The sequence below is a fragment of the Xylanibacter rodentium genome (assembly GCF_013166575.1).
GTDB classification, from domain to species: domain Bacteria; phylum Bacteroidota; class Bacteroidia; order Bacteroidales; family Bacteroidaceae; genus Prevotella; species Prevotella rodentium.
In genome coordinates this window covers 13,003-37,749 of record NZ_JABKKE010000013.1, presented here as the reverse complement: position 1 = coordinate 37,749, position 24,747 = coordinate 13,003, and the positions used below count along the sequence as shown (strand labels likewise).

Here is a 24,747-nt window from a genome sequence, read left to right as displayed (position 1 = left end):
AATCAGTGAATTTATTTAATATTGCCCTGATGGCAATGCTGTTGGTATTGGGGGCGTGCAAGTCGTCAAAGTCATTGGAAAAGTCCGAACCGTCAAAACCGGTAACCACGGCAGACACGCAGAACTTCCTGCAAAAGGTATCGGACAACAATGTTCAGTCGGTCAAGTTTATCACTTCCAAGATAAAGTTTCAGGTTCAGGTAGGTGCTCAGGATCTTACGCTGACAGGCAATCTGAAGATGAAGCGCGACGACGTGATACGCTTGCAGCTTATGGCTTTCGGATTTGTCGAGGCCGGACGTCTGGAGTTTACCAAGGATTATGTTCTTATCATGGACCGCATCAACAAGCAATATCTCAAGGTACCGTACAATCAGCTTGACTTTCTGCGTACCAGCGGGCTTAACTTCTATTCGCTTCAGGCGCTTTTCTGGAACGAACTTTTCCAACCGGGAAAGATGAGGCTTACGGACGAAGCCATGAACGAATATGAGACAAGCGTTGGTGACGGTGACGTTGTCATTTCTCTTGAGCACGACAAAATGTCGTATAAATGGCTGGCCGGCAGTTCGAAAGCCGAGATAAAGATGGCCAACATATTGTATAAGGACAAACTGAGGGGTAATACGCAGCTCAATTGGGACTATAACAATTTCAAACCGCTTGGTTCCAAGCAGTTCCCCACGGACAATGCAATCACTTTCACCACATCGTCAGGCAAGGAGATAAAGCTGAACATGAAACTCAACTACATCGGCAACGAGAGCGATTGGGAGACACGTACGGAGGTGTCGGGTAAATACAAGCAAGTGAAGGTTGATGACATTTTGCGCCGTTTCATGGCATTGTAAGCATAATAGGCATCATTAAGGCATCATAAAAATAGTGGTATCATAAACATAAATGAGACTGTTCAGGATATTTGTCATCTTGTTTACATTTACAGTGGCGGTGGGTGCACAGACGCGCAAAACCTCCACTGCAAGGCAACGTACAACCCAAACCGTGAAAAGAAGTACTATAAAGAAGAAAACTTCTTCCGCAAAGGGGAAAAAGACCGTAACTAAGAAAGCATCCGGGAGTAAAACATCCATAAAAGGATTGCAGAACGAAAGTGCAAGGATAAAGAAACAGATAAAGCAGCATGAGCAGCGTCTGCGTTCGAACGAGCGTGACGTCAGGCAGCGCTTGCAGAACCTGATGGTCATCAACAACGAAATCGAGGACAATAGGAAGACAATAGACACCATACGCCGTGACATAACAACTCTCGACGGTAATATCATGATGTTTGGCAAACAGTTGGAAGAGCTTGAGGCAGAATTGGCAGACCGTAAGGACAAATATGTCAAGTCGATGCGTTATATGCACCGTAATAGCTCGATACAGAACCAGCTGATGTTTGTTTTCAGTGCCAAGAACTTTACACAGATGTACCGCCGTCTTCGTTTTACCCGCGAATATGCTGCCTATCAGCGTGCGCAGGGCGAGATGGTGAAGACAAAGCGCGAGGAGGTCACTGCCAAATACAACCAGCTTACTGCTGCGAAACGACAGAAAAGCGTGCTTTTGGACAAAGGGGAGCAGGAACGCCGCAATCTGGAGAACAGGCAGACTGAACAGAAGCAGATGGTCAGTACGTTACAGAAGCAGCAGAAGACAATACAACAGATTATCGAACAGCAACGCAAGAAGGATATAGCTCTCAACGAACAGATAGACAGGCTGATAGCCGAGGAGGTAGAGCGGGCCCGTGCCCGTGCGGAGGCTGAGGCCAGACGCAGGGCGGAAGCCGAAGCTGCCGCAAAACGACGCGCCGAGGAACAGGCCCGCAGACAGGTTGAGCGCCGGAGTACGGAAAGCACTACAGCGCAGAGGAAGACATCCGGGAAAAAGACTACGGGCAAGTCGTCCGAACGAGTGGAGACAACTTCACGCAAACCGTCAGGCGAGATTTTCCATATATCTTCGGAAGACAGACGCATCAGTGGTGGTTTTGAGAGCAACCGTGGCCGTCTGCCCATGCCTATAACGGGTGCTTACAGGATAGTGAGCCGTTTCGGACAGTACAATGTTGACGGGCTGCGCAATGTGCGTCTCGACAATAAAGGTATCAACATTGAGGGAAAGGCCGGTGCACAGGCCCGCAGTATATTCGACGGAGAGGTGAGCGCCGTGTTCAGTTTCGGAGGAATAACAGGTGTGATGGTGCGTCACGGCAGTTACATATCGGTATACTGCAATCTGTCGTCTGTCAGTGTCCATAAGGGTCAGAAAGTGACCACCCGTCAGATTCTCGGTACGGTAGGCCCCGACCATATACTCCAGTTCCAATTGCGCCGCGAGAAAGCCAAACTGAATCCCGAGGTATGGCTTGGGAAGAATTAAGAGTTAAGAATTAAGAGTTAAGAGGTTTGATTGGCACCGTGCAGAAGTAAAGTTGTATATACTCCGGTCTGTAATATATGAAGCTAATCATACCTCTTACTTCTTAATTCTTAACTCTTAGTTTCTTTATATCCATGCATTCTGCCGTTCTTTCACTGCGAGAGACTCGTTGAGCAGCCTTATAAATTCCTGCATGGATTTTTTGTGGTATGTGTCTTTCAGTGTGTGTACACATCCGCTCATTTCGTTGTCGGGAATGTCGAGTGGTATGGCTTTTACTCCGGTCTCGTTGTATATCGTGGCTTCGGCAAGAACGGATATGAACTTGCTTTGTCTGACGAGTTTCAACAACATGTTTGCTTCGTTAAGCTCAATCCTTACGCGGAATTTGTTGTATGGGGTCACTATCTGCTCGAAAGCGTTTCGCGCTTGCAGACCTTGTGAAGGTAGGGCGAGGTCATAGTTTTCGAGTTCGTTAACGGTAACCTTGTCTTTTGAAGCCAGCGGATGGTTCATTCCTACAATGGCCGACAGGTAGTTCTGGAACAGTATATGTGATTCCACGCCTTCCATGTGTTGTGTGGGTCTGAATGCCAGTACAAAGTCCACCTCACGTTCCCGGAGCAGTTCCATCAGTTCTGTCATTGGTTTGTATAAGATGTTCAGTCTGATTTTCGGGTACATCTTGACGAATGTGATGAGTGTCTCGGTGAGTATGGGGCTGAAGGAGTATGTCACGCCTATATTTAGTTTGCCTGTAGACAGACTGTTCAGGTCTTTTATTCTGATCTTGCACATTTCTGCCTCGTTCAGCGTCTGTTGCGCGTGCGGCAGCAGTTCGCTACCGGCTTCAGTAAGACTCACTTTGTGACTGCTTCTTGTAAGGAGTTCCGTGCCAAGTTCTGACTCGAGCTGTTTCACCTGTTGCGAGAGTGTGCTTTGTGTTACGCATAGTATTTTGGCAGCCTCCGAGAAGTTGAGCGTTTCCGCTACTTTGACGAAATATTTCAGTTGACGCAGTTCCATGATACATATATAATATAATTCATTGTGCAAAGATATATACAAAAAACTATCTTGTGGCTTGAAACGATGTTTTTTTGAATATGAATATAGGTGTGGTAGCCCCTATTACCATGCACAGAATGATGGACGTGCATGTGATGGCGTTGGTGGCAAACAGATAGAAATAAGAGTTGAATATGTCGTGTCCGTTTCTCAGTATGCACATGGCCAGTCCTCCGAAAGCCTTGTAGGCATATATACCCGGAATCATTGGCAACAGTGCCGGAAACAGGTAAGTCTCGGCGGGAGTCTTGGCCAGCGGTGACAGAAATACGGCGATAGTGCCGATGAGAAATGCCGCCAACAGAGTGGCTATGGTGATGTGCATATGCATTGTACTTCCGTTGGTAAGCATAAGCCGGAACGAATGTCCTGCGGCAGCTGTCAGCGCACAATATATATACGCCCTTTTCGGCGGCTTGCTGATGGATGCGAAACCGATAGCGGCTATTGCTGCGAATAATGCATCCTGAAAATATATATTCCACATAGTAATGTTGTATGGTGCGTGTTACTGTATTGTCTGTCAGTTCGGTTGGTTAGAACATTCCAACGTTCATAAGTAGCATTCCGCAGCAAAGGCCGGCAGAAAGGCATCCTGTGAGCACAATGGCGTCCATGAACCGGCAGAAGGCGCATATATAATGCCTGCATAGCATGTCACTGAACGAATTGAGGTATGGTATGCCCGGCACGAGATACAGCACGCTTGTAGCCATGGCTGTGGTCGGAGTGTCACCTATGGCAAACAGTATGTCTGTGGCTCCGAGAACTGACGATACGAACGAGCATATGAAAAATGCGAGACGGTTGTCGGTACCACGTCCGAGAAGAAATGTTTTCAATGAATATCCGGCCAGTGTGGCAGCCAGCACTGTGAGCATCGCCACTGCATCACCGCTGAACAGCCGGCAGAACGAGGCATTGGCCAAAGCCACAAGCACCGGTACGGTCCATTTGTCCTGTCTGTCGTCTTTTACAATCTTTCCCAACCGCTCTGCGGCTTGGTTGAAGTCGGTCTTTCCGTCGGCTACTTCCCAGCTCAGTTCACTCAGCCGGGTGTTGACATTGAAACTTATCGGTGAGCTTTTCACCGTGGATATTGCCGTCACTGCTTCATCGTTCCCCTTTTCCCATACCGATATCTGTACATGTCTTGGCATTATGACCATGCTTATTTCTTTGCCGTACGCTTCGGCAATGCGTTGTACGTTGTTTTCCAGCCGTATACAGGTGGCGCCGCAACCCAGCAGCAGTGCGCTGTATTCTGACAGGAACCGGCATAGTTCCTGTGGCGACGGGCTGCCGCATTTATAGACAGTAGTCGTCCTCATCGTCGTATTCGTCTGTTTCGCGTGGGTCACCCGGGACAAAAAACTCATCCCGCTCGCTTCCTATTTCAATGAAAGGATGTCTGCCTTTCATGCATATTCCGGCTGCACGTATGATGCGCACAATGATAATGAGTGCTGTCAGTCCTGCTATGCAGCTCCATGTCAATAATGGGTAGTTCATAACTGTTGTTGTTTTGATTTCGTGGTGCAAAGTAACGAAATTAAAACAACGGAAATCATAAACATCCAGTGATAGTTTCGATAGCGGTTATCAGGATATTTTTTAGTTGTCAGATAGGTTCAATATGATGACAATATCTCCACATATGTCCTGATGGCATTCTCAATCTCGCTCACACAGATGTATTCGTCTGCCGAGTGAGAGCGGGCGGAGTCGCCCGGTCCCAGTTTGAACGACGGGAACGGCATCAGGGCCTGATCGGAGAGAGTGGGCGAGCCGAAGGGCTTCATGCCCATGGCCGTCATCCGCCTTACGAGCGGATGGGAGGCGTCTATCCGCGACGAACCGAGACGGAACGAACGTGCATGCAATTCGCTCTTCACGTGGCTGCTGATGATGCCGAACAGTTCTTCGTTGGTGTACAGTTCGTTTGAACGCACGTCGATGACAAAGCGGCATTCATCGGGTATCACATTATGCTGTGTGCCTGCGCCGATTACCGTCACGCTCATCTTTACCGGTCCGAGCAATTTGCTGACACGGCTGAAACGATAGTCACGCAGCCAGAGAAGGTCGTCGAGAGCCTCGTATATTGCATTCACACCCTCGTTGCGGGCGGCGTGGCCTGAGCGGCCGTGTGATGTGGCGTCTATTACCATAAGCCCTTTCTCTGCAATGGCAGGCTGCATGCCTGTGGGTTCACCGACAATGGCCACGTCGATATGCGGCAGCAGCGGCAGCACACGGCTTATTCCGTCGCGTCCCGAAACCTCCTCTTCGGCCGATGAAAGGAATACCAGATTGTATGGCAAAAGTGATGACGGATTTGACGGGCTGATATTGTCAAGGCGATGTGGCTGTGTGTTCACAATATCCTCCTTGAGGGGATTACAGGGGTCTTCCAATATTCTGAACGCCTGCAACAAGGCCACCAGACCTCCGCCGCAGTCGTTGCTGCCAAGTCCGTACAGGCGGTCGTCTTCGACTACAGGGCCGAACGGGTCGCGTGTCCAAGTCCCCACCGGCTTCACAGTGTCAATGTGGGCGTTGAGCAGCAGTGTGGGCCGTGCAGCGTCGTAATCACGCCCCACGGCCCACACATTGTTCGCTTCGCGCCGGCTGTCAATGCCGTGCTCTTTCATAAATGCCTCCATCACGTCGGCTGCAGCCTTTTCGTCACGACTCACCGATGGTGTGGCTATCAGCCGGCTTAGCAGCCTTACGGCCTCGGCGGTATATTCTTTCAGTTCTGTCATGTTTATGGTTCTTGTCGCCTTGTTTACGGAGTGGTCATGCCCTTCTGTGCGGCATGTACGTACACCTCCGACAGAATCTTGGCTGTGGCTCCCGTGCAGCTTTTCACGAATCTGCCGGCTTTGTCTCCGGCTTTTTTCAGTACGTCATCGTTGTTGGTAAGGCGCGTCATCACGGTTTCAAAGTCGTCGTATGACGCAATCTCGAATCCTCCGCCTTTGGCGATGAGCCCCTGTGCCTCAATGAAGTTCTTGTTGTTGGGGCCGAATATCACGGGCATGCCCCATACGGCGGCCTCAAGCACGTTGTGTATTCCCACGCCGAAGCCTCCGCCCACGTATGCCACGTTGCCATAGCGGTAGATGCTCGACAGCAGCCCGAAGCAGTCGATTATCATGCAGTCGGCCTTGCGTGCCTCCTCCTCGGTAGTATTTGTGTATCGCACGGTCCTGTGTACGGCCTTGTGCATTATCTGTTGCAGATGGTCCTCTGCAATCACGTGTGGGGCAATAATCAGTTTCCAGTCGCGGTGTTCGTTGAAGAAGCGTATGAAAATGTCTTCGTCGGGCGCCCAACTCGAGCCGGCCACAAACACCTTTTTCCCATTGGCGAAAGCCTCTATCAGCGGCAGCTGTCTGGCTTGTTCCTTTATCTGAAGTACGCGGTCGAAGCGTGTGTCGCCGGTGATGGTCACGTTGTCGATGCCTATACCTCCGAGCAGTTGCTTGCTCTTCTCGTTCTGTACGTAGAAGTGGGTGAAGCAGTGCAGTACTTTCGAGTAGCTCCGCCCGTACCACTTGAAGAATATCTGGTCGTCCCTGAATATGCTGCTCACGCTGTACACCGGTATTTTGCGGTGCTTCAGTATGTGCAGATAGTTGTACCAGAACTCGTATTTGATGAAGAAAGCCATCACCGGCCTTACCATTCTCAGGAACCGGATGGCGTTAATAGGAGTGTCGAGCGGCAGATAGCATACCACGTCGGCGCCATCGTAGTTCTTTCGCACCTCATATCCGGATGGCGAGAAGAACGTCAGCAGTATCTTATATTCAGGGTGATCGCGGCGCAGACGCTCTATCAGCGGGCGTCCCTGTTCGAACTCTCCAAGCGATGCGGCGTGAAACCACACATAGCTGTCCGTGGGGTCCACCTTCTCCTTGAGCACGTCGAACGCCCGGCGTTCGCCCTGCCACATCTTTTTTACTTTCTTGTTGAACAGGCTTGCCACGGCCACGCCCAGCAGGTAAAAATATATAGCTATGTTATACACTTTATCTTTATGGTTCAGAGTTTAGAGTGATGAGTGAAGAGGTATGATTACCTTTATGTGGTTCAGAGTTTAGAGTGATGAGTGAAGAGGTATGATTACCTTTATATGGTTCAGAGTTTGGAGTGATGAGTGAAGAGGTATGATTACCTTTATGTGGTTCAGAGTGCAGAGTGATGAGTTTAGAGGTATGATTACCTTATATATGGTTCAGAGTTTAGAGTGATGGATGAAGAGGTATGATTACTCTTGTAAAGTGAATCAACAAAGGTAATCATACCTCTGCACTCCCAACTCTGCACTCTTCACTGAATTAAATGCACTCCAAAGCTTTCTTCATGCGCTTTATAGTCTCTTCCTTGCCCAAGAATGCCGATATGTCGAACATGCCCGGACCTTTGCCTTCGCCCACGAGCATCAGTCGCCATGCGTTCATGATGTTGCCCAGCTTGTAATCCTTTTCCTCAATCCACTGTTCCACAACGCGCTCCTGGTTTTCCATCGAGAAGTCGTCGATGCCTTCGAGCACCGCTATCAGCTCGGCCATCTGTGCGGGCGAGTCCTCTTTCCAACGCTTCTTGCGTGTCTTCTCGTCGTATGTCGAGGGCGCTTCAAAGAAGAACGAGCACAGCGGCCACAGCTCGCTGACAAAGCTCACGCGGTCTTTCATCATCCGTGTGACCTCGGTGATTCTTTCCGTCGTCTCGCCCGGTACGTGCTCGCGTACTATAGGAGCGAAGAGCGCTGCAATCTCTTCGGGAGTCTTTTTCAGTATGTACTCGTGGTTGAACCATATACACTTCTGATAGTCGAAGCGCGCACCGGCCTTGCTGCACTTGGTGATGTCGAACAGCGGTACCAGTTCGTCAAGACTGAAGAGTTCCTGTTCCGTGCCCGGATTCCATCCGAGCAGTGCGAGGAAATTGACTATGGCCTCGGGGAAATATCCGCTCTCGCGGTATCCCGACGACACTTCGCCCGTCTTCGGGTCGTGCCACTCGAGCGGGAATACGGGGAATCCCAGACGGTCGCCGTCGCGTTTCGACAGTTTGCCCTTTCCTTCGGGCTTGAGCAGCAGCGGCAGATGGGCGAAGCGCGGCATGGTGTCCTCCCATCCGAAAGCACGGTAGAGCAACACGTGGAGCGGTGCGCTGGGCAGCCACTCCTCACCGCGTATCACGTGGGTAATCTCCATCAGATGGTCGTCGACGATATTGGCCAGATGGTATGTGGGCAACTCGTCGGCACTCTTGTATAATACCTTGTCGTCAAGAATGTCGCTCATTATACGTACGTCACCGCGTATCAGGTCGTCCACATGTACGGCCACGCCCGGCTCTATCAGGAAACGTACCACATACTGGTTGCCTCCGGCGATGAGTGCCTCCACCTCTTCTTTGCTCATGGTCAGCGAGTTGCGCATCTGCATTCGTGTGCGGGCGTCATACTGGAAATTGTCTGTCTCCTTGCGTTTGGCCTCCAGTTCCTCGGGCGTGTCGAATGCGATGTATGCCTTGCCCGCATCGAGCAGCTGTTTCACGTAAGTCTTGTAGATGTCGCGGCGTTCGCTCTGTCGGTACGGGCCGTGATTGCCTCCGAAAGATACACCTTCGTCAAACTTGATGCCGAGCCATCTGAACGATTCGATTATGTATTCTTCGGCTCCGGGAACGAAACGGTTGGAGTCGGTGTCCTCAATGCGGAATACCAGATCGCCGCCGTGCTGACGGGCAAACAGATAGTTGTACAATGCGGTGCGTACTCCACCGATATGCAGGGCCCCCGTAGGGCTTGGTGCGAAGCGCACCCTTACTCTTCTTTCAGACATTGATATCGTTGCAATATAATAGGTGAGTAAATACTTTCTGCAAAAGTACGGTTTTTTTTTTATTTTTAACGCTTTTCCGTGAAAAATGTAAATCTCCGGTGTATAATTTGACTGTATTCGGACGGTTGGCGGCAGTTGTATATATGTTTGACAGGATAATCCTTGGATGTAGCCGGACGGGTGTTATGATGAATTGCCCATGTCGGAATATCGGTGTTACGGTGTTGCCAGTCTGATACAAGGCTCCCGTACTGTCGGTTCAGCGGCCTTGTACTGTCGGTTCAACGGCCTTGTACTGACAGTTCAACGGCCTTGTACTGCTAACGGGTTAAGTAATAGAGTTCGTTTATTGAGCATACTTTTCTATACAGAAAAAGCGCTAATTTTGTTCACTTACTTAATCCGATAAAATTTATGGCAACAGTAAGAACCAAATTTCGTGCATCCTCTTCCGAAACGAAAGAGGGCACATTGTTCTATCAAGTGATTCACAACCGGGTGGCCAGGCAGATCAATGCCGGTTATAGACTGTATCCTGAGGAATGGGATGCGGAAAATGGGAAAATCGTTTTTCCTTCCGGAATAGAGGAGACGCGCCGCGACTATCTTGTCACATTAATAAATAATGTACAGGAAGACACGAAGCGACTGAAAAGCGTCATCTCACATCTTGAATGTACGGGCAATCGTTATACGGCAGAAGATGTGGTGGCTGCATATCTGATGCCGGCAGACAACAGTTGTTTTATATCCTTTGCCCGAAATCTTGTAGACCGGTTGGCGAAAATAGGCAAACGATGTACGGCAGAGACATACACTACCGCCATCAATAGTTTTCTGAGGTTCAGGAACAGCCGTGACGTCTCTTGGGATGACATGGACTCTGACCTTATGACGGCATACGAAACATATCTCAAGTCGGTCGGCATCTGTCCTAACAGCATTTCCTTTTATATGCGCAATCTGCGGGCTATTTACAACCGTGCCGTAGAGAAGGAACTGACTGTGCAGCGTTTTCCGTTTAAACATGTGTATACCGGAATCGATAAGACGACAAAGCGAGCCGTACCACTGAATGTTATCCGGCAGATACGGAATATGGATTTGAGCTTTTGTCCGATGATGGATTATTCGAGAGATGTGTTCATGTTCTCGTTTTATACGCGCGGCATGTCATTTGTGGATATGGCGTTTCTGAAAAAGAAGGACTTGCAGAACGGTATACTGTCCTACCGGAGACATAAGACCAATATGCGGCTGTTCATCAAATGGGAGAAACCCATGCAGGACATTGTCGACAAGTACGACACCACCGGCTCGCCTTATCTGCTGCCCATCATCAAGAATAACGGTAAGGATGAAAGACGGCAGTACAAGAGCGAGGCGCATCTAATAAATACCTACTTGAAGAGAATCGGCGAACGGCTGGGACTGCCCATTCCGCTGACGACATATGTGGCGCGCCACGGTTGGGCAAGCATCGCAAAAAGTAAGAATATTCCTATTGCAACAATCAGCGAGGCAATGGGACACGATTCGGAAATGACCACACGTATCTATCTTGCCTCTTTGGATACTTCGGTTGTAGACAAGGCAAACAGTATTATCTTGAAATCATTGTAAAATCTAAAACGGTTGGTGATAGAATGTATTTCTCTCCGTAAGAGAAGTATTAGAGTGCAAAATTACTTAATATTATTGAATATAGATGTAAGAAAACTCTAAAAACTTGCATTTTTTTTTTTTTTTAATATTTGAGTGCAGAATGTTGAGCAAATCTCATTTATAAGTTAGTCAACAGAATTAAACTACATTATTGTTTGGACATAGGATGAACGCGCCCCGCCGGGTAGGGTGTCCAAAACTTGTCGTTCATTTCTGAAATCATAGTCAAAATATATTAAGTCAGTCATAGCATTAAACTAGAACGCGCCCCGCCGGGGCAACGAGCACACAGCCCGGGGCAGAGCGTAGCGGCACCCCGGGAATATAACATCGACGTCCCCGCGCCCTGCAAGGGCAAAAGCATAAAAATATATGGGATATAGAAATTGTAAATATCTGATAATTAACGCTTTTGCCCTTGCAGGGCGCATATGTGCAATCGTATTGTTCCCGGGGTGCCGCTACGCTCTGCCCCGGGCTGTGTGCTCGTTGCCCCGGCGGGGCGCGTTCTTTCTATGTCCGGACGATTATGTTGTTTTTAATTTTGTTGACTAACTTAACTAATTTGTTTTCTCCCTTTGCTTGATCTGTTTCAATTCGCGTTTCCCTTATTACTTCTCTTACGGAGAAAACCGGTTACTTCTCTTACGGAGAGAAGTGATAAAAGAGATAAAATTACAAATATGACAGATATGGAAAATAGGATAATGAAACGGAATCTTTTATTTTTGGCAATGGTCTTTGCCGGTGCGGTTCAACGCGTCTGTGGACAAGATGTTGCGATAAAAACCAATCTGCTCTCCGATGCGGTCTTAAGCCCTAATGTTGGTGCTGAAATAGGATTGGCACCGAAGTGGACGGCTGGTGTCGTGGGACAGTTCAACGGATGGACCCTTTCGCACAACAGACGTTGGAAACACTGGTCGGTACAGCCGGGCGTAAGATATTGGCTGTGCGACCGGTTCGGAGGGCATTTCTTTGGCGCCCATTTGCATGGGGGTCAGTTCAATATCGGTGGTTTCGACGGCAGACTCAACATGTTGGGAACGGATGCCCGTAAACTGAAGAAATCGCGCTTTCAAGGTTGGTTTGCCGGTGCGGGTGTATCCTATGGCTATGCTTTGGTGCTTGGCCGCCATTGGAATATGGAGGGCGAAATCGGCATAGGCTATTCCTATACCCGTTATGACCGGTTCCGGTGTGCGGGATGCGGGAAAAAGGTGGAGACGGACCGGCCGCATCATTATGTGGGACCCACTAAGGCGGCCGTAAACTTGGTTTATCTATTCTAAAATTGCAACAAAGATGAAAAGGACTATATTCATACTGGCGGCCATGCTGGGCATGTTAAATGTGCCGGAGGCGGTGGCCCAACATACAAAAAGTATCATACCCGGTGTCTCCATCGACAATTTCGATATGAGCCGCAACGGTAAATATCTCACCGTTGAGATGGGCATCGATATGGCCGGACTTGACGTCAATTCCAATCGTGCCGTGCTGCTTACACCGCGGTTGGTCAACGGGACCGACTCGCTGGACCTGCCGTCGGTGGGTGTCTATGGACGCCGCCGGTATTATTATTATGTACGTAACGGTATGAACACCATCTCGGGCGATTCGGAACAGGCTTTCCGGGTGTCGGAAAAACCGGAACGGCTGGCGTACAACAGCCCCATCATCTACGAGGACTGGATGAACGGTGCCACGCTGAAGTTTCACCGTAGTGACTGGGGATGCTGCCAGGAGATACTTGCAGAATACGAAGGCATACTGGGACGCCATGACGAGGCTTTCTTCCCGGATCTGATATTTGTGCAGCCCGCGGCGGAAATCGTAAAAAGCCGCTCGTTGTCAGGCTCGGCTTTCATTGACTTCCCTGTAGACCAGACGGTAATCTATCCCGATTACCGCCGCAATATGCACGAACTTGCCAAAATAGAGGCTACCATCGACTCCGTGCGCAATGATGAGGATGTCACCATCACTTCCGTATGGCTCAAGGGCTTTGCCTCGCCGGAGAGCCCGTATAGACACAACACCGACCTTTCCATCGGACGTACAGCCGCCCTTAAAAAGCATATAAAGCGGCTGTACCATTTTGCCGACAGCATAATCCGGACCGATTACGAACCGGAGAATTGGGAGGGACTGCGACGCTACGTGGAGAAATCCAACATAGACCACCGCACGGAGATTCTTGCGTTGATAGACAGCGATATGGAACCGGATGCCAAGGAGGCGAAGATAAAGCGTCTTTACCCTGCCGACTACCGCTTCCTGCTGCAAAACTGCTATCCGGCACTTCGGCGCACAGACTACCGTATAGACTATACCATACGCAAGTTCAACCGGGTGGAGGAAATAAGGCGCATCATGGCGGAACGTCCGCAGAACCTGAGCCTGAACGAGTTTTATCTTGTGGCAGGTTCATACGAAGAGGGCACCAAAGAATTTACCGAAGTGTATGAGACGGCGGTGCGCATGTTCCCAAACGATACGGTGGCCAATCTCAATGCCGCCAATGCCGCCATCCGCAGGGATGACTTCAGGACGGCACGCAAATATCTTGACAAGGCGGGCAATTCGGCTGAAGCCCATTATGCGCGCGCCTCACTGGCCATACGCGAAGAAGACTATGAGGCCGCACGCATCTGCCTGAACAAGGCTAAAGAGATAGGGTTGGAGCAGGCTGCGCTTGTCTTGGAGGATTTGGACAACGGACGCAGGAAATGACGTAGTGAGAAATAAATACAATACTAATTTTTAATTTAAACAACATGAGATTTAAAACTTTATTTATGTCAATGTGCGTCGGAACGGCGCTTGTTGGCTGTTCGAGCGACGATGCGGTTGTCGATGGTGGCGACAACAAAGGTATCGCAAGCGAGACACAGTATCTTACTGTGAATCTTGTAACCAATTCTACCAACGGCACCCGTGCAGCAGGCGACCTGACTGAAGACGACCCGAACAATGCAAAGTATGAGGAGGGACTGGCCAATGAGAACGAAGTGAAGAAGGTGCGCTTCTATTTCTTCGATGCAAGCGGCAATCCGGCAGCAGTGAGAAAGACAACCGACGGTTTTTCCAACTATCTGGACTGGAACAAGAATATATCTGATGAGGGCTCAGATATGCCTAATGTAGAAAAGGTTCTCAGTGCCACATTGGTTCTACAGTCCCCTTTAGGAGATAATACAACCGAGACGACCCAGCTCGTTGCCATTGTCAATCCGGAAGGTGATGCAAACGATAAACTTTCACTTGCCTCTTTGGCTGAGATAACCGGCAACTATGGAGATGTCAGCAATGGATTTGTGATGAGCAACTCCACCTATTATATGGCGGCGGGTGATGTCAAGAACAAGAAAATGACAGTCAGCGTGGAGGGCAAGGTTAAAGCGACTTCCGGTGAGGCACTTAACGACCCTGTGCAGATCTATGTAGAGCGTACGATGGCCAAGGTCCGCCTAAACAGCGGCCTTACAGCTGTAAAAGAAATTGAAGGTGTGAAAATCTATTCGACTGCTAAAGGCGAAGAAAAGCAGACGTTTACGGAAATGACAGGAGGTGAGTCTGTGGAGAAGGAGATATTTGTGAAGTTCCTCGGCTGGAACACCACCGCCGTTGCCGACAAGTCACGGCTTGTAAAGGAGATCAGCACTAAGTGGCCCGCAAACCTGTTAGGTGAAAACATGCCTTGGAACTGGTCCGAATTCTCACGTTCTTTCTGGGCTGTCAATGCTTCCGGTGTTGCTTACCAGTATGGCGCATTCCAGAACGGATCTGCTGACGACAATAAATTCCAGGCTCAGGCCATGACCAAATTCGATAAGTCGCAGTGGGTATATATCAATGAGAATGCAACCGATGTGGCAAACATGGATGACGGTAAAGATCCTACAACACCTACCAAGGTTATTATATCGGCACAGCTCGTAGATGAGAATGGCAACCCGATTGATATTGCAGAGTATGGTGACACCCGGACAACAGTTTCCGAACTCAAAAAACTGTATGCCGACAACTGCGGTCTTTACAGAAAGACCGTAACGGGTGAAGGCGCCGATGCTGTAACGACATTTACAAAGATAGAGCCAAAAGATATTACTTTCAAGACAATCAGTGATTTGGACAACGACAATCACAAACCCGACATTAATAAAGCAGGCCGCTACAAGGTGTACGCCCAGCTCACAACCGATGCCGAAAAAACAGAATGGTATCCAAGCAACAATAAGGATGCGGTGGCATTGTCTACGGCAGATGCCAATGGCTCGTTGAAGGCTCTCGGCACAGCCAAGGTATGGAGCGAAGGCCGGACCTACTATTACTTCGACATCAAGCATCTCGGTAACAAAAAGAACGGTGTAGTACGTAACCATATCTATGACGCCAACATCACTGCGCTGACAGGTCTTGGCACTCCGGTCTATAATCCTGACGAGATTATCTATCCTGAGAAGCCGGAAGACGATGACAACTCTTTCATTGCAGCCCAAATCAACATCCTCTCTTGGCGTGTTGTAGCAAACGACGTGACTCTCGACTGGTAATTCAGATTGCTGACAGTGCAAAAATAATGATTCATACTTGCGGGGAGGCATATTCCGGAGTGAAATCCTCCCCGTTTTCACTTATTTCACAGAACAGGCACTTCCGCATCGGTGCAAGGAGAGATGCGGTTCAGGAAACACCCTGTCTGTAAGGCGTTTCCCACTTGAAATGGAAATTCATACTCCGGCATTGGCCGGATACGATTATATACGGTGAACAAAGAAGATTGACATGAATATATCGGCTTGTATCAGAAATGTCTGGCTTGTGGCGGCTGCAGTTTTGCTGTTCCCGCTTGCTGCCTGCGATGGAGTGGTTTATGACGAGGAAGGCGACTGCTCGGTGTATTACCGGCTCAAGTTCCGCTACGACATGAACCTGAAGTGGGCGGACGCTTTCGCCAATGAAGTGTCGTCGGTACATCTGTATGCCTTCGACCCGTCGGGCATACTGGTATGGCAGCAGGAGGAGCGGGTCGACCCGTCGGTGGCGGGTGACTATTACATGTCGCTCGATCTGCCCGCAGGCGACTATCGGCTCTTGGCGTGGTGCGGTCTGCGCAACGACGGTGTCCGCGCAGAATCTTTCTCTGTGCCCGAAGCCCGTATCGGCGAGACGCGGATCGAGCAGCTGCAGTGTGCATTGGACCGCAAGCGCGACGAGGCCGGTGCCTACAGCGATGAAAGTCTGTATCGGCTGTTCCACGGAGCGATGGACGTGTCGCTGCCCGCCAACGAGGACGGAGGCAGCTATGATTACACCATGTATCTGACCAAGAACACCAACCATATACGCGTCATATTGCAGCATCTTTCAGGTGTGGATGTCGATGTCAATCAGTTTTCTTTCCGCATAGACGATGAGAATGGGTTGATGGCCCATGACAACGAGCTGGTGCCTGACGAGAACATCACATATCGCCCGTGGAAAACGCAGAGCGGTGAGGCTGGTGTGGGCAAGGTGGACACCCGTGCCGTCGTCAGTGTCAGGGGAGCCATAGCTGACCTTACCGTGGGGCGTATGATGGAGTCGCACCGTAAGGATATGGTGCTGACCGTAACCGGCCGCGACGGGCATACGGTGGCCCGCATACCGGTGATTGACTATGCCTTGTTGGCAAAGGACTATTACGAGGAGGAGTACAGACATCCGATGAGCGACCAGGAGTTTCTCGACCGTGAGGACGACTATGTGATGACCTTGTTCCTTGACGAGAACAACGAGTGGCTCAGCAGTCAGATATTGATTCACTCCTGGATGGTGGTGTTGGACGACGTCAATCTTTAACAATCGGCAATAAGCATTGGACAGATGAGACCTAACATTATACAAAGCATTGTGGTTTGCCTGGCTACATTGGCACTGTCTTTTATGATGGTGGCGTGCAGCGGTCAGGATGGGGCTTCGTCTGACGACTCTACGAGAGGAGTTCTGTATCTGAACATTGCTTCAATGAAGCAGACAAGAGCGGCGGTTCAGTCCGAGAATGAGGAGATGCACAGCCTGCGTGTAGTTGTTCTGCGTCAGAACGGGACGGTGGAACACAACCGCTTCTATGCCTTGGAGGGCGCACGGGAGGAATTCGGCGTATTGCTCAATGTAGCGCCCGACGAGACAAAGAAGATATTTCTATTTGCCAACGAGGAAAGCGTGGCCGTGGTTGAGGGTGTTCAGGACGATAGGCGGTCGCTGACCCGCTTCTTCGAATCCTATACGGCGGGATCGTCTGGCTTTGAGGACGCTGTGACCGGTCTCTATTTCGCTCCCGACTATTCGGACGGCAAGCCTATTCCGATGTCATCGATGTACGAGATAGCGGTTCCGGCCCGCGGTGTGGTCAGACAGACGCTATATGTGGTGCGTGTGGCCACCAAGTTCACCGTGAACTTCAACAACTGGCGTCAGGGCGAGGATGTGACCGTAAGCAGCTTCTCCATATCCGGCCATGCCGACAGGAACTTTCTGATGGCGCATGTCAACGACAGCGAACAAAACCGCCTGCTCTTCAAAGGGAAAACTTGGATAGAGTGGCTGAAGGAGGTATCCGACGCCTCGTCCGAGAACGACTCTTACGCCACCACCGAGGCCGCCGGCTGGTTGAAGGACTACGACCTGCCGGAACAGGCAAACAGCGGATTGACCTATACGCATGGGACGGTGACGGTAGGACGGCCGCATGTTGATATAGACTACCCTGACAACTCAAGACCCGGTGTGGCGGATGAGACTCCCGTCTTCTACCTGCCTGAGAGTATGAACCTCAAGGCCGGAGAAGCGGCGCACGGCGAACAGGAGTACACTATGACAATCAATATAGCCGGAAAGAAAGACCCGTTCGTCTGTCCGCTGCCAAATCTGAAATCCCTTTTCCGCAACACGAGTGTGGTGGTGGATGTATCGATGAATAACAGGGAAATCGTAGTGGATGTCATTCCATACGGCGAGGTGAAGCTTGATCCGGTTTTTGGATTGGATGTAGAAAAGAACAAAGAGAAGAATTAGTATGAAGCATTTTGTACGGTTTATGATAGTCTCCCTGATGGCGCTTGCCGCAGCAGGTTGTCATGATGACCTTATGATGGGAGAATCCTACGGTGACGGCAGGGCGATGGTTACAGCCACGGTAGACTTCAAACCCATGTCTTCGGCACTTACCCGGACACGGGCCGCCGGGAATGCCTTGAAAGGTATAGGAAGCCTGTATGTGTTGTTGTATGACGGTAATACGAGACAACTGAAAAAGAGCTGGAAGATAGAAGAATATACCGTGTCGGATGAAGTCCGCAAGGACAGTGCCCCGGAATACAAGAGGCCGAATGCTGAAACAACCACTAAACGTGCCGTATTCAAGCTGCCGGAGGATATAGACTTCGGTGAGTATTATATGTATGCTGTGGCCAACATCCCAGACTTGCTTGTAAATGCGGAATATTCCGGAGCCATACAGACTGTGGACGGACTGAAGGGCATTGTCCTTACATGGGATAACGACAATGTGTCGGCCAATGGCCAGATGATAGGTTACTTCACTAAGAAAGACTCCAGGCAGGACGAGGACCAGCCGCTTGTTGTCAACAGCAGCACGCTGGGCCTGCATGCCTGGCTGCGTCGTGCAGCGTCGAAAGTGACGGTGGCTTTTGATGCCACCGGTCTTAAAGACGGTATCCGAATATATCTTAAATCGGTGAAAATAAAACATATCCCCAAGACATGCTATCTGGGTCGCGGAAACACGCCCGGGTATACATCGGAAACGTTTAAGGATAAGAACGGAAAGACTCCGGCGGAAGAACTTCTCGAAAACGGAGAAGTGTACTACTATAACGGAAAACCCGGTGATCCTGACAATCAGGATTTCGAATCATGGCCGTACGTTTCGCGTGGCAAATCCGTATATGGCCTTATGCCGGACGGCCAGCCCTTGCCCGAGTCTCCGGAGATAGCCGATTTTCATACGGAAGACACACCGGCCCTCTATTTCTATGAAAACCTGCAGGGAGACGAAAGCACCAAACCCGGGATTAAAGACAAACGGCAGGACGCCGACGAAGATGGCAGACTCGATGCCGGCGGATTGCCCGGGGACACTACTTATATCCTGAAGGATGGGGTCGAGTTCGGGACATATATAGAGGTCGAGGGCTACTACGACGCGCGTCTGAGCGACCGTCCCGGTGAAGGTAAGATTATCTATCGTTTCATGCTCGGCAGGGATGTTTACAAAGACTACAATGCCGAACGCAATATCCACTATAAGCTGACGCTCAGGTTTAACGGTTATGCAAACGATGTCGACTGGCACATAGAGTATAAAGAGGACAAGGAAATAATCATTCCCAACCCTTATTACATTTCCTATCTTTACAACCAGTCTGCCTCGCTTCCTATCACACTCAGAGGAAGCGGTTATGAAAATGTAAAGATGGAAATACGTATAATCGAAAACCATTGGTGGCCCACATTGGAAGAAGGTGATGGCTATGAGTTTGCAGATACGACAAAAGTCTATCCTGTAGGGCGTGTGCGTGAGGCCGTGTGGAATGGTTTCCTGTCGCTTTCTTATGATGGCAGAAAGATTATTGGAGACGACAAGCATTACCTGAATAATAAGGACTGGAACGAAGAAGAATGGAATCGTGTTTCCGGAAATGGAAAGCGGACGTTCGACGACTTGACGATTGGTTCCCACGGCAGCTACTCGGTGGTGGCGGCTGAGAATGGCACCCGAAATCTGAAAATGCCGTTTTATACGCGCCCTAAGCAGATGATTCCAACCAGCGGCTATACCGGAAACAATGTTTATGTGGCTTATCCCCGTGAGGCGAAGCTGGAAGTGAAGCTGGTGGATAAGAATAACGGACAGGTGCTGTTGGACAGCAAGGGCAAGGACCTGATTGATACGATATCTATCATTCAGGTGCGCAGATGTGTAAATCCTAAAGGCGTATGGCGAAGTTGGGATAACACGAAAAGTTTTCATGTCGTAATGAAAATTCTTCCCAACGAAGGTGCGGATGAATTCGAGACATACGACTCTAAAGGCCCTTGGCGTGCAAAAGTTGAAATAGACCAAGACCATATGATCAGGCTCAGGGAGGCCGATAATGACGGTTATGTCCACGGAACCATCGACACTCCGATGGATTTTCATATCGATTTCACCGGTCGGTGTCAGGACGCCAACACAGTACGTTCGGCCATTGTTTTGGTTGAATACAACAATTACACCTGCCATCATCGTATATTTGTACGTCAGGGTTATGCGCCGCTGTCTCTGAATGACAGGAAAATAAAATGGCACTCTTTCAATTTGTATAGTTCCACGGAAGAGACCAAGTCGCCGGTAGAGGAAGGCTCGCTTTTCAAATACGGAAACCTGGATGATGCGATTCTTGCCGAAAACAACAAGAAGTACGGCTTTCAGATTCCGGTGGGTTCGGAGCCGCTCGACCTGGCCGGCGGCGGGTCAAAGGCATGGGGCACTATAAAAGGCGGAGAGGGAGATTTTCCGGACGGATTCTCCAAACACGAGATAAGCGTGGCCGATGTTGTCAATCCGGGTGGAAGCAAAGTTAAGGTCCGTGTGGCATCTCAGGCTGATTATGAAAACTTGCGTAATGGAGAAAACAGGGAATTTGGCTACGGCGTGCTTTATGGTGACAGTGCCACGGAAACTTTGGACAAGGTCAGTGAGGTATACGGATATTATAGGGATGGAGATGCGAGGTTCGGAATGCGTGGATGCTTCGTGTATAATAAAACCAATGGCAAGAATCTGTTCTTCCCTATAGGTGCATCCGGATACGGCAGACGTAGAACAGACAAGTCATGGTATGGTTCCGGAGTATATCTTCCCGGTGCGCTGCAATATGCGTGGCGCAGCAAGAGGTATTCTGATTACAACGACGGATGGGGGACACTCCAGTACAGACCATTGTTTGAGAACGTGTATATCGGCCCCGGTGCAGTTTACTGGGTTAATAAGTATGATGGCAGTAAATCATATCTTGATATCAATTATTTTACCCTGGACTTTAGTCTTGGAGCAAATGAACCGTTAAACGGCACCACCAGTTCCGCATGTTTTATCCGGTGTGTTGAAGACGTGGAATAATGCGGGTTGTCGGGAATGGTGTGCTTTGGATGAACGTGCTCTGAATGAACGTGCTCTGAATGAACGCACCATAAATGGATGCGCCCCGCAGGGGCAACAAGCACATAGCCCGGGGCAGAGCGTAGCGGCACCCCGGGTATTATGTCCAATTACTCATTCGCCCTGAAAGGGCAAAAGCGTTAATTATCAAACACTTGCAATTTTTATATCCATATGTTTTTATGCTTTTGCCCTTTCAGGGCGCGGGGATTGACGATGTATGATTCCCGGGGTGCCGCTACGCTCTGCCCCGGGCTATGTGCTTGTTGCCCCGTTGGGGCGCATCTGTCCGAGGCGCATCCATCCGGGGCACGGTGGTACAAAGTTACGTATTACAGTATGTTCATCCTGTATCCAGAGGATAATGTAGTTTAATTTTGTTGACCAACTTAATATTTGTAGTTTTCCTCTAAATAAAAATCATTTTTTTCATCATATCGGTGTATAATCTTGCGATTTTATTGAATATTTCCTCTAAATAAAAATCATTTTCGTCATCATACTAGTGTATCATCTCGCGATTTTATTGAACATTTATTACCTTTTTAAGGCTTTTTCATTGCTGTAATATAGGTGAGCCCGTTTGTGTAGTGCCGGAATCATAATATCTGAACGTTAAAGAATGTTATTCCGGGGGGTAAAAACATAAATTGTATAAAATCATTATCTTTGCAAATGGAAATGACAAGCCGATATTTGGGGCATTGCCATATGGAACAGGTGATGACCAAAGCGAACAACCGTTTTTATGACTTGTAAAATAGGTCACAACCGGTATCAGCCATAACCCAAGAGACGTATAAAATCCGATAAAGCGGAATATATGACAAATATATAAATCTTTAAATCTATCTGACAATCATGCGATCGAACATCATCATTCTTATGACAAGAGGAATATTCAGCCTGCTGACCGCGGTGCTTATGCTGTGTGCCTGCCACAGGCCGCAGCCGGTATCTCCCGACGACGAGACCCGGCTCTACGACAAGGTCATGACGCTTGGGGCCGAAGGCCGGTACAAGGAGGCAATAGCGGCAGCCGACTCAATCAATGCACTCAACATAGGCGACTCGCTCAGGGCCTACATAATGCTGGAGCGAATGCTGGCATTCGGCAATATGGGCGAGATCGGTCGGGCGATGGAATACAGTGACACTGTGATAGGCTTCGGACGGAAGCACGGCATAAGCGAAGTGACAATCAATGCACTGGCGTCAAAAGGTGTGTTCTATCGTCGCTATAGCAAGGCTGACTCGGCACTGATGTTCTACCGCGAGGCCCTGAATATGGCCACCGACGAGAAGAATCTCGAATACGAGCAGTACATCAGCGACCTGCTGTCGATACTCTATAGCGAGACTTCTCGTACGGAGGAGGCACTTCATTTCTCGAAGCGTTCTTTCGACATTGCCTGCGAAATGCGGGACACAACAGCCATGGTGTCGGCCATAGCCACCATAGGTAACATCTACACGAGAGAACATCAATACCGGAAGGCTCTTGACGTGCAGATGCCCTACATGCCGATGGTGAGGGGCATTGCGGCGGGAGGCTATGTGATGAAGTTCCTTACACCAGTGATCAAGGCCTATCTGGCTCTTGACAAGACCGACTCGGTAAGGTATTACATGAAAATGGCCGAGCCGTTTATCGCCCAATTCCCCGAAAACCACCAGACAGCGGTGGTGATGCTCAACGCCAAGGCCGAACTGCTCGGCAAGGAAAAGCGCTACCGTGAGCAGCTGGAGATATACAACCGCATCGATTCGCTTGGCACTCACGGCAAGACCAAAGACATGTTGCTGCTCGAACGTGCCGAATGCTACGACAATCTCGGCGACGGTCACCGTGCATACACAATGATGAAACAGGCGTATGCGGCAGTCGACTCTATAAGGAAAAGCGGGGTGGAGGACGAAATGAGCGACCTGTCGGTAAGATATGGCACCCTGCAGAAAGAACTGGAGATCGAAAGGCTCGGAAAGGAGCGGCTCGTATGGATAGCCGTGTCGGCTGTTCTGGCAATTCTCGTCATATCGGTGACGGCGTTGCTGAGATACAAGAAAGAGAAGATGAGGCAGAAAGCCGAACTCGAGAAAAGGGAGGTGTACATACGCGGCCTTGAAAGCGAACGCGAGCGCATAGCGAGGGAACTGCACGACGGCATATGCAACGAGATGGCCGCCATGACATTCGCATTGGCCGACGACGAAGAGGCATTGGCACAGATAAACACACTGACGGTCAAGGTGCGGCAGCTGTCGCACGAGTTGATGCCGCCGCAGTTCAAGGACGGCAACATATGCCAGCTGCTGATGAATTATGTGATGATGATGAACGCCACTCATCCCGAAACGGACATCACCATAACCGACGAGGGGTGCTATGACTGGACTACGTTGCCGTCAGAACACGGATTCGAACTTTACCGCATGATGCAGGAGGCGGTGGGCAACGCGCTCAAGCATGCCCGGCCGGGCTACATTGCCGTGACACTCGGCGGTGACGCTGCCGGCCGCTACAGCATGACAATAGAGAACGACGGCATTATAACCGACGGCACGGCCGGTCCGCGCGAAGGAACCGGCATAGGCAGGCAGACACTGCAGGCACGGGCCGCCAACATCGGGGCTACGATAAGCATCGGGGCCGACGGAGATATATACAGAATAACAATACAACATTAATAATCAGTACAAGGAAATGAAGAAGATACTTGTTGTCGACGACCATCCCATAGTGCTTAAAGGCATTGTCTCTATGCTTGCAGACAATGGCTACAGCGTACTTACGGCGACCAGCCGCGAACAGGCGGCCACATTGTTCGGCCATGTCAGTGACATAAGCCTCATGGTCTGCGACCTGTCGCTCCCCACTACAACCGATGGAATAAGGCTTATAGAGCATGTTCGTAGCATTCTGCCGCACGTGCCGGTAATAGTGTTCACCATGCACGACGAACTGTGGAACATAAGGACCATTATGGACATCGGGGCCGAAGGGATAGTGCTGAAAGGTGAAAATCCCAATGAACTGCTCCTCGCGATAAGAGACGTGCTTGACGGGAACACACATATCAGTCCGAAATTCAAGAAGATGAGCAATGAGGTAATGGCATCGACCGGTATTCTCAGCAAGAAGGAGATAGAGATAATAAAGGAAATATCGTCGGGCTGCAAAAGCCGTGAGATAGCCGAGAAAATGTGCATAAGCGAGAAGACCATCGAATTCCACCGCCGTTCCATATTGCACAAGCTCGGTTCAAAGACAATAGCCGAGGCCACCAAGCGTGCCATAGAGATGGGCATACTGGCGTAAGTCGGTTCTTTCTTACCGGGAATATTCTGGTTCTATAACATTTGGCATGTTTCATAAAAATTAGGGAAAACCCTAATAAAACACCTGGGGTTTTCCCTAATTTCTTGTTTCTCACTGCAAATAGTTCGTAATAACATTTGTTTGAAATTGTGAAAAGTACTAAATTTGTAAGAAGAAATCGGCTGCCGTTTTACTGATTCGGCCCATAAAAGTGATAAGGCATAATCTTA

General features: G+C 49.6%; 18 protein-coding genes. 11 read left to right on the top strand and 7 right to left on the bottom strand.

Annotated elements, in window-relative coordinates:
• Positions 1–5 precede the first annotated feature (5 nt).
• On the top strand, positions 6–851 hold the full coding sequence (locus HPS55_RS08655; RefSeq protein WP_172323458.1) for a DUF4292 domain-containing protein: 846 nt from the start codon (positions 6–8) through the stop codon (positions 849–851).
• 52 nt (positions 852–903) lie between these two features.
• Positions 904–2,388 (top strand): murein hydrolase activator EnvC family protein, encoded by a 1,485-nt coding sequence (locus HPS55_RS08650; RefSeq protein ID WP_172175032.1) that lies wholly within the window; start codon positions 904–906, stop codon positions 2,386–2,388.
• A 126-nt stretch (positions 2,389–2,514) separates the two neighbouring features.
• On the opposite strand, the gene HPS55_RS08645 is transcribed toward HPS55_RS08650, so the two are convergent.
• The 7 genes from HPS55_RS08645 to gltX form a co-directional block, all read right to left on the bottom strand.
• A complete protein-coding gene (locus tag HPS55_RS08645) occupies positions 2,515–3,414 on the bottom strand; it encodes a LysR family transcriptional regulator (protein ID WP_172175035.1) in 900 nt (299 codons plus the stop codon).
• A 46-nt stretch (positions 3,415–3,460) separates the two neighbouring features.
• The gene (locus HPS55_RS08640; protein ID WP_172175038.1) at positions 3,461–3,943 is read right to left on the bottom strand and encodes a threonine/serine exporter family protein; all 483 of its coding nucleotides are present in this window, start codon (positions 3,941–3,943) and stop codon (positions 3,461–3,463) included.
• Positions 3,944–3,992: 49 nt separating this feature from the next.
• Positions 3,993–4,787: a threonine/serine exporter family protein gene (locus HPS55_RS08635; RefSeq protein WP_172175041.1), complete on the bottom strand. Its 795-nt coding sequence runs from the start codon at positions 4,785–4,787 to the stop codon at positions 3,993–3,995.
• Positions 4,765–4,968: a hypothetical protein gene (locus HPS55_RS08630; RefSeq protein WP_172175044.1), complete on the bottom strand. Its 204-nt coding sequence runs from the start codon at positions 4,966–4,968 to the stop codon at positions 4,765–4,767. The genes HPS55_RS08635 and HPS55_RS08630 overlap by 23 nt, the downstream gene beginning before the upstream one ends.
• A 119-nt stretch (positions 4,969–5,087) precedes the next feature.
• Complete coding sequence (locus tag HPS55_RS08625) at positions 5,088–6,224, bottom strand: M20 family metallo-hydrolase (RefSeq protein WP_172175047.1); 1,137 nt, start codon at positions 6,222–6,224, stop codon at positions 5,088–5,090.
• A gap of 23 nt (positions 6,225–6,247) precedes the next feature.
• Positions 6,248–7,495: a 3-deoxy-D-manno-octulosonic acid transferase gene (locus tag HPS55_RS08620; protein WP_172175050.1), complete on the bottom strand. Its 1,248-nt coding sequence runs from the start codon at positions 7,493–7,495 to the stop codon at positions 6,248–6,250.
• A gap of 310 nt (positions 7,496–7,805) precedes the next feature.
• A complete protein-coding gene (gene gltX / locus HPS55_RS08615) occupies positions 7,806–9,320 on the bottom strand; it encodes a glutamate--tRNA ligase (protein WP_172175053.1) in 1,515 nt (504 codons plus the stop codon).
• Between the two features lie 414 nt (positions 9,321–9,734).
• Here gltX and HPS55_RS08610 point away from each other — a divergent pair, with 414 nt between their 5' ends.
• From HPS55_RS08610 to HPS55_RS08570, 9 genes are all read left to right on the top strand, one after another.
• Complete coding sequence (locus tag HPS55_RS08610; RefSeq protein ID WP_172175056.1) at positions 9,735–10,943, top strand: site-specific integrase; 1,209 nt, start codon at positions 9,735–9,737, stop codon at positions 10,941–10,943.
• 749 nt (positions 10,944–11,692) lie between these two features.
• A complete protein-coding gene (locus HPS55_RS08605; protein ID WP_253945784.1) occupies positions 11,693–12,277 on the top strand; it encodes a DUF3575 domain-containing protein in 585 nt (194 codons plus the stop codon).
• Positions 12,278–12,290: 13 nt separating this feature from the next.
• Entirely contained in the window at positions 12,291–13,721 is a 1,431-nt protein-coding gene (locus HPS55_RS08600; protein WP_172175062.1) for a DUF3868 domain-containing protein, read from the top strand.
• A gap of 65 nt (positions 13,722–13,786) precedes the next feature.
• The gene (locus HPS55_RS08595; RefSeq protein WP_172175065.1) at positions 13,787–15,544 is read left to right on the top strand and encodes a fimbria major subunit; all 1,758 of its coding nucleotides are present in this window, start codon (positions 13,787–13,789) and stop codon (positions 15,542–15,544) included.
• Positions 15,545–15,776: 232 nt separating this feature from the next.
• The gene (locus tag HPS55_RS08590; RefSeq protein ID WP_172175068.1) at positions 15,777–16,832 is read left to right on the top strand and encodes a FimB/Mfa2 family fimbrial subunit; all 1,056 of its coding nucleotides are present in this window, start codon (positions 15,777–15,779) and stop codon (positions 16,830–16,832) included.
• 24 nt (positions 16,833–16,856) lie between these two features.
• Positions 16,857–18,047: a glycoside hydrolase family protein gene (locus tag HPS55_RS08585; protein ID WP_172175071.1), complete on the top strand. Its 1,191-nt coding sequence runs from the start codon at positions 16,857–16,859 to the stop codon at positions 18,045–18,047.
• Between the two features lies 1 nt (position 18,048).
• The gene (locus tag HPS55_RS08580; protein ID WP_172175074.1) at positions 18,049–21,159 is read left to right on the top strand and encodes a DUF4906 domain-containing protein; all 3,111 of its coding nucleotides are present in this window, start codon (positions 18,049–18,051) and stop codon (positions 21,157–21,159) included.
• A gap of 924 nt (positions 21,160–22,083) precedes the next feature.
• Positions 22,084–23,886, top strand: coding sequence for a sensor histidine kinase (locus HPS55_RS08575; protein WP_172175077.1), 1,803 nt, complete (start codon positions 22,084–22,086; stop codon positions 23,884–23,886).
• A gap of 16 nt (positions 23,887–23,902) precedes the next feature.
• Positions 23,903–24,517, top strand: coding sequence for a response regulator transcription factor (locus HPS55_RS08570; protein WP_172175080.1), 615 nt, complete (start codon positions 23,903–23,905; stop codon positions 24,515–24,517).
• Positions 24,518–24,747 lie beyond the last annotated feature (230 nt).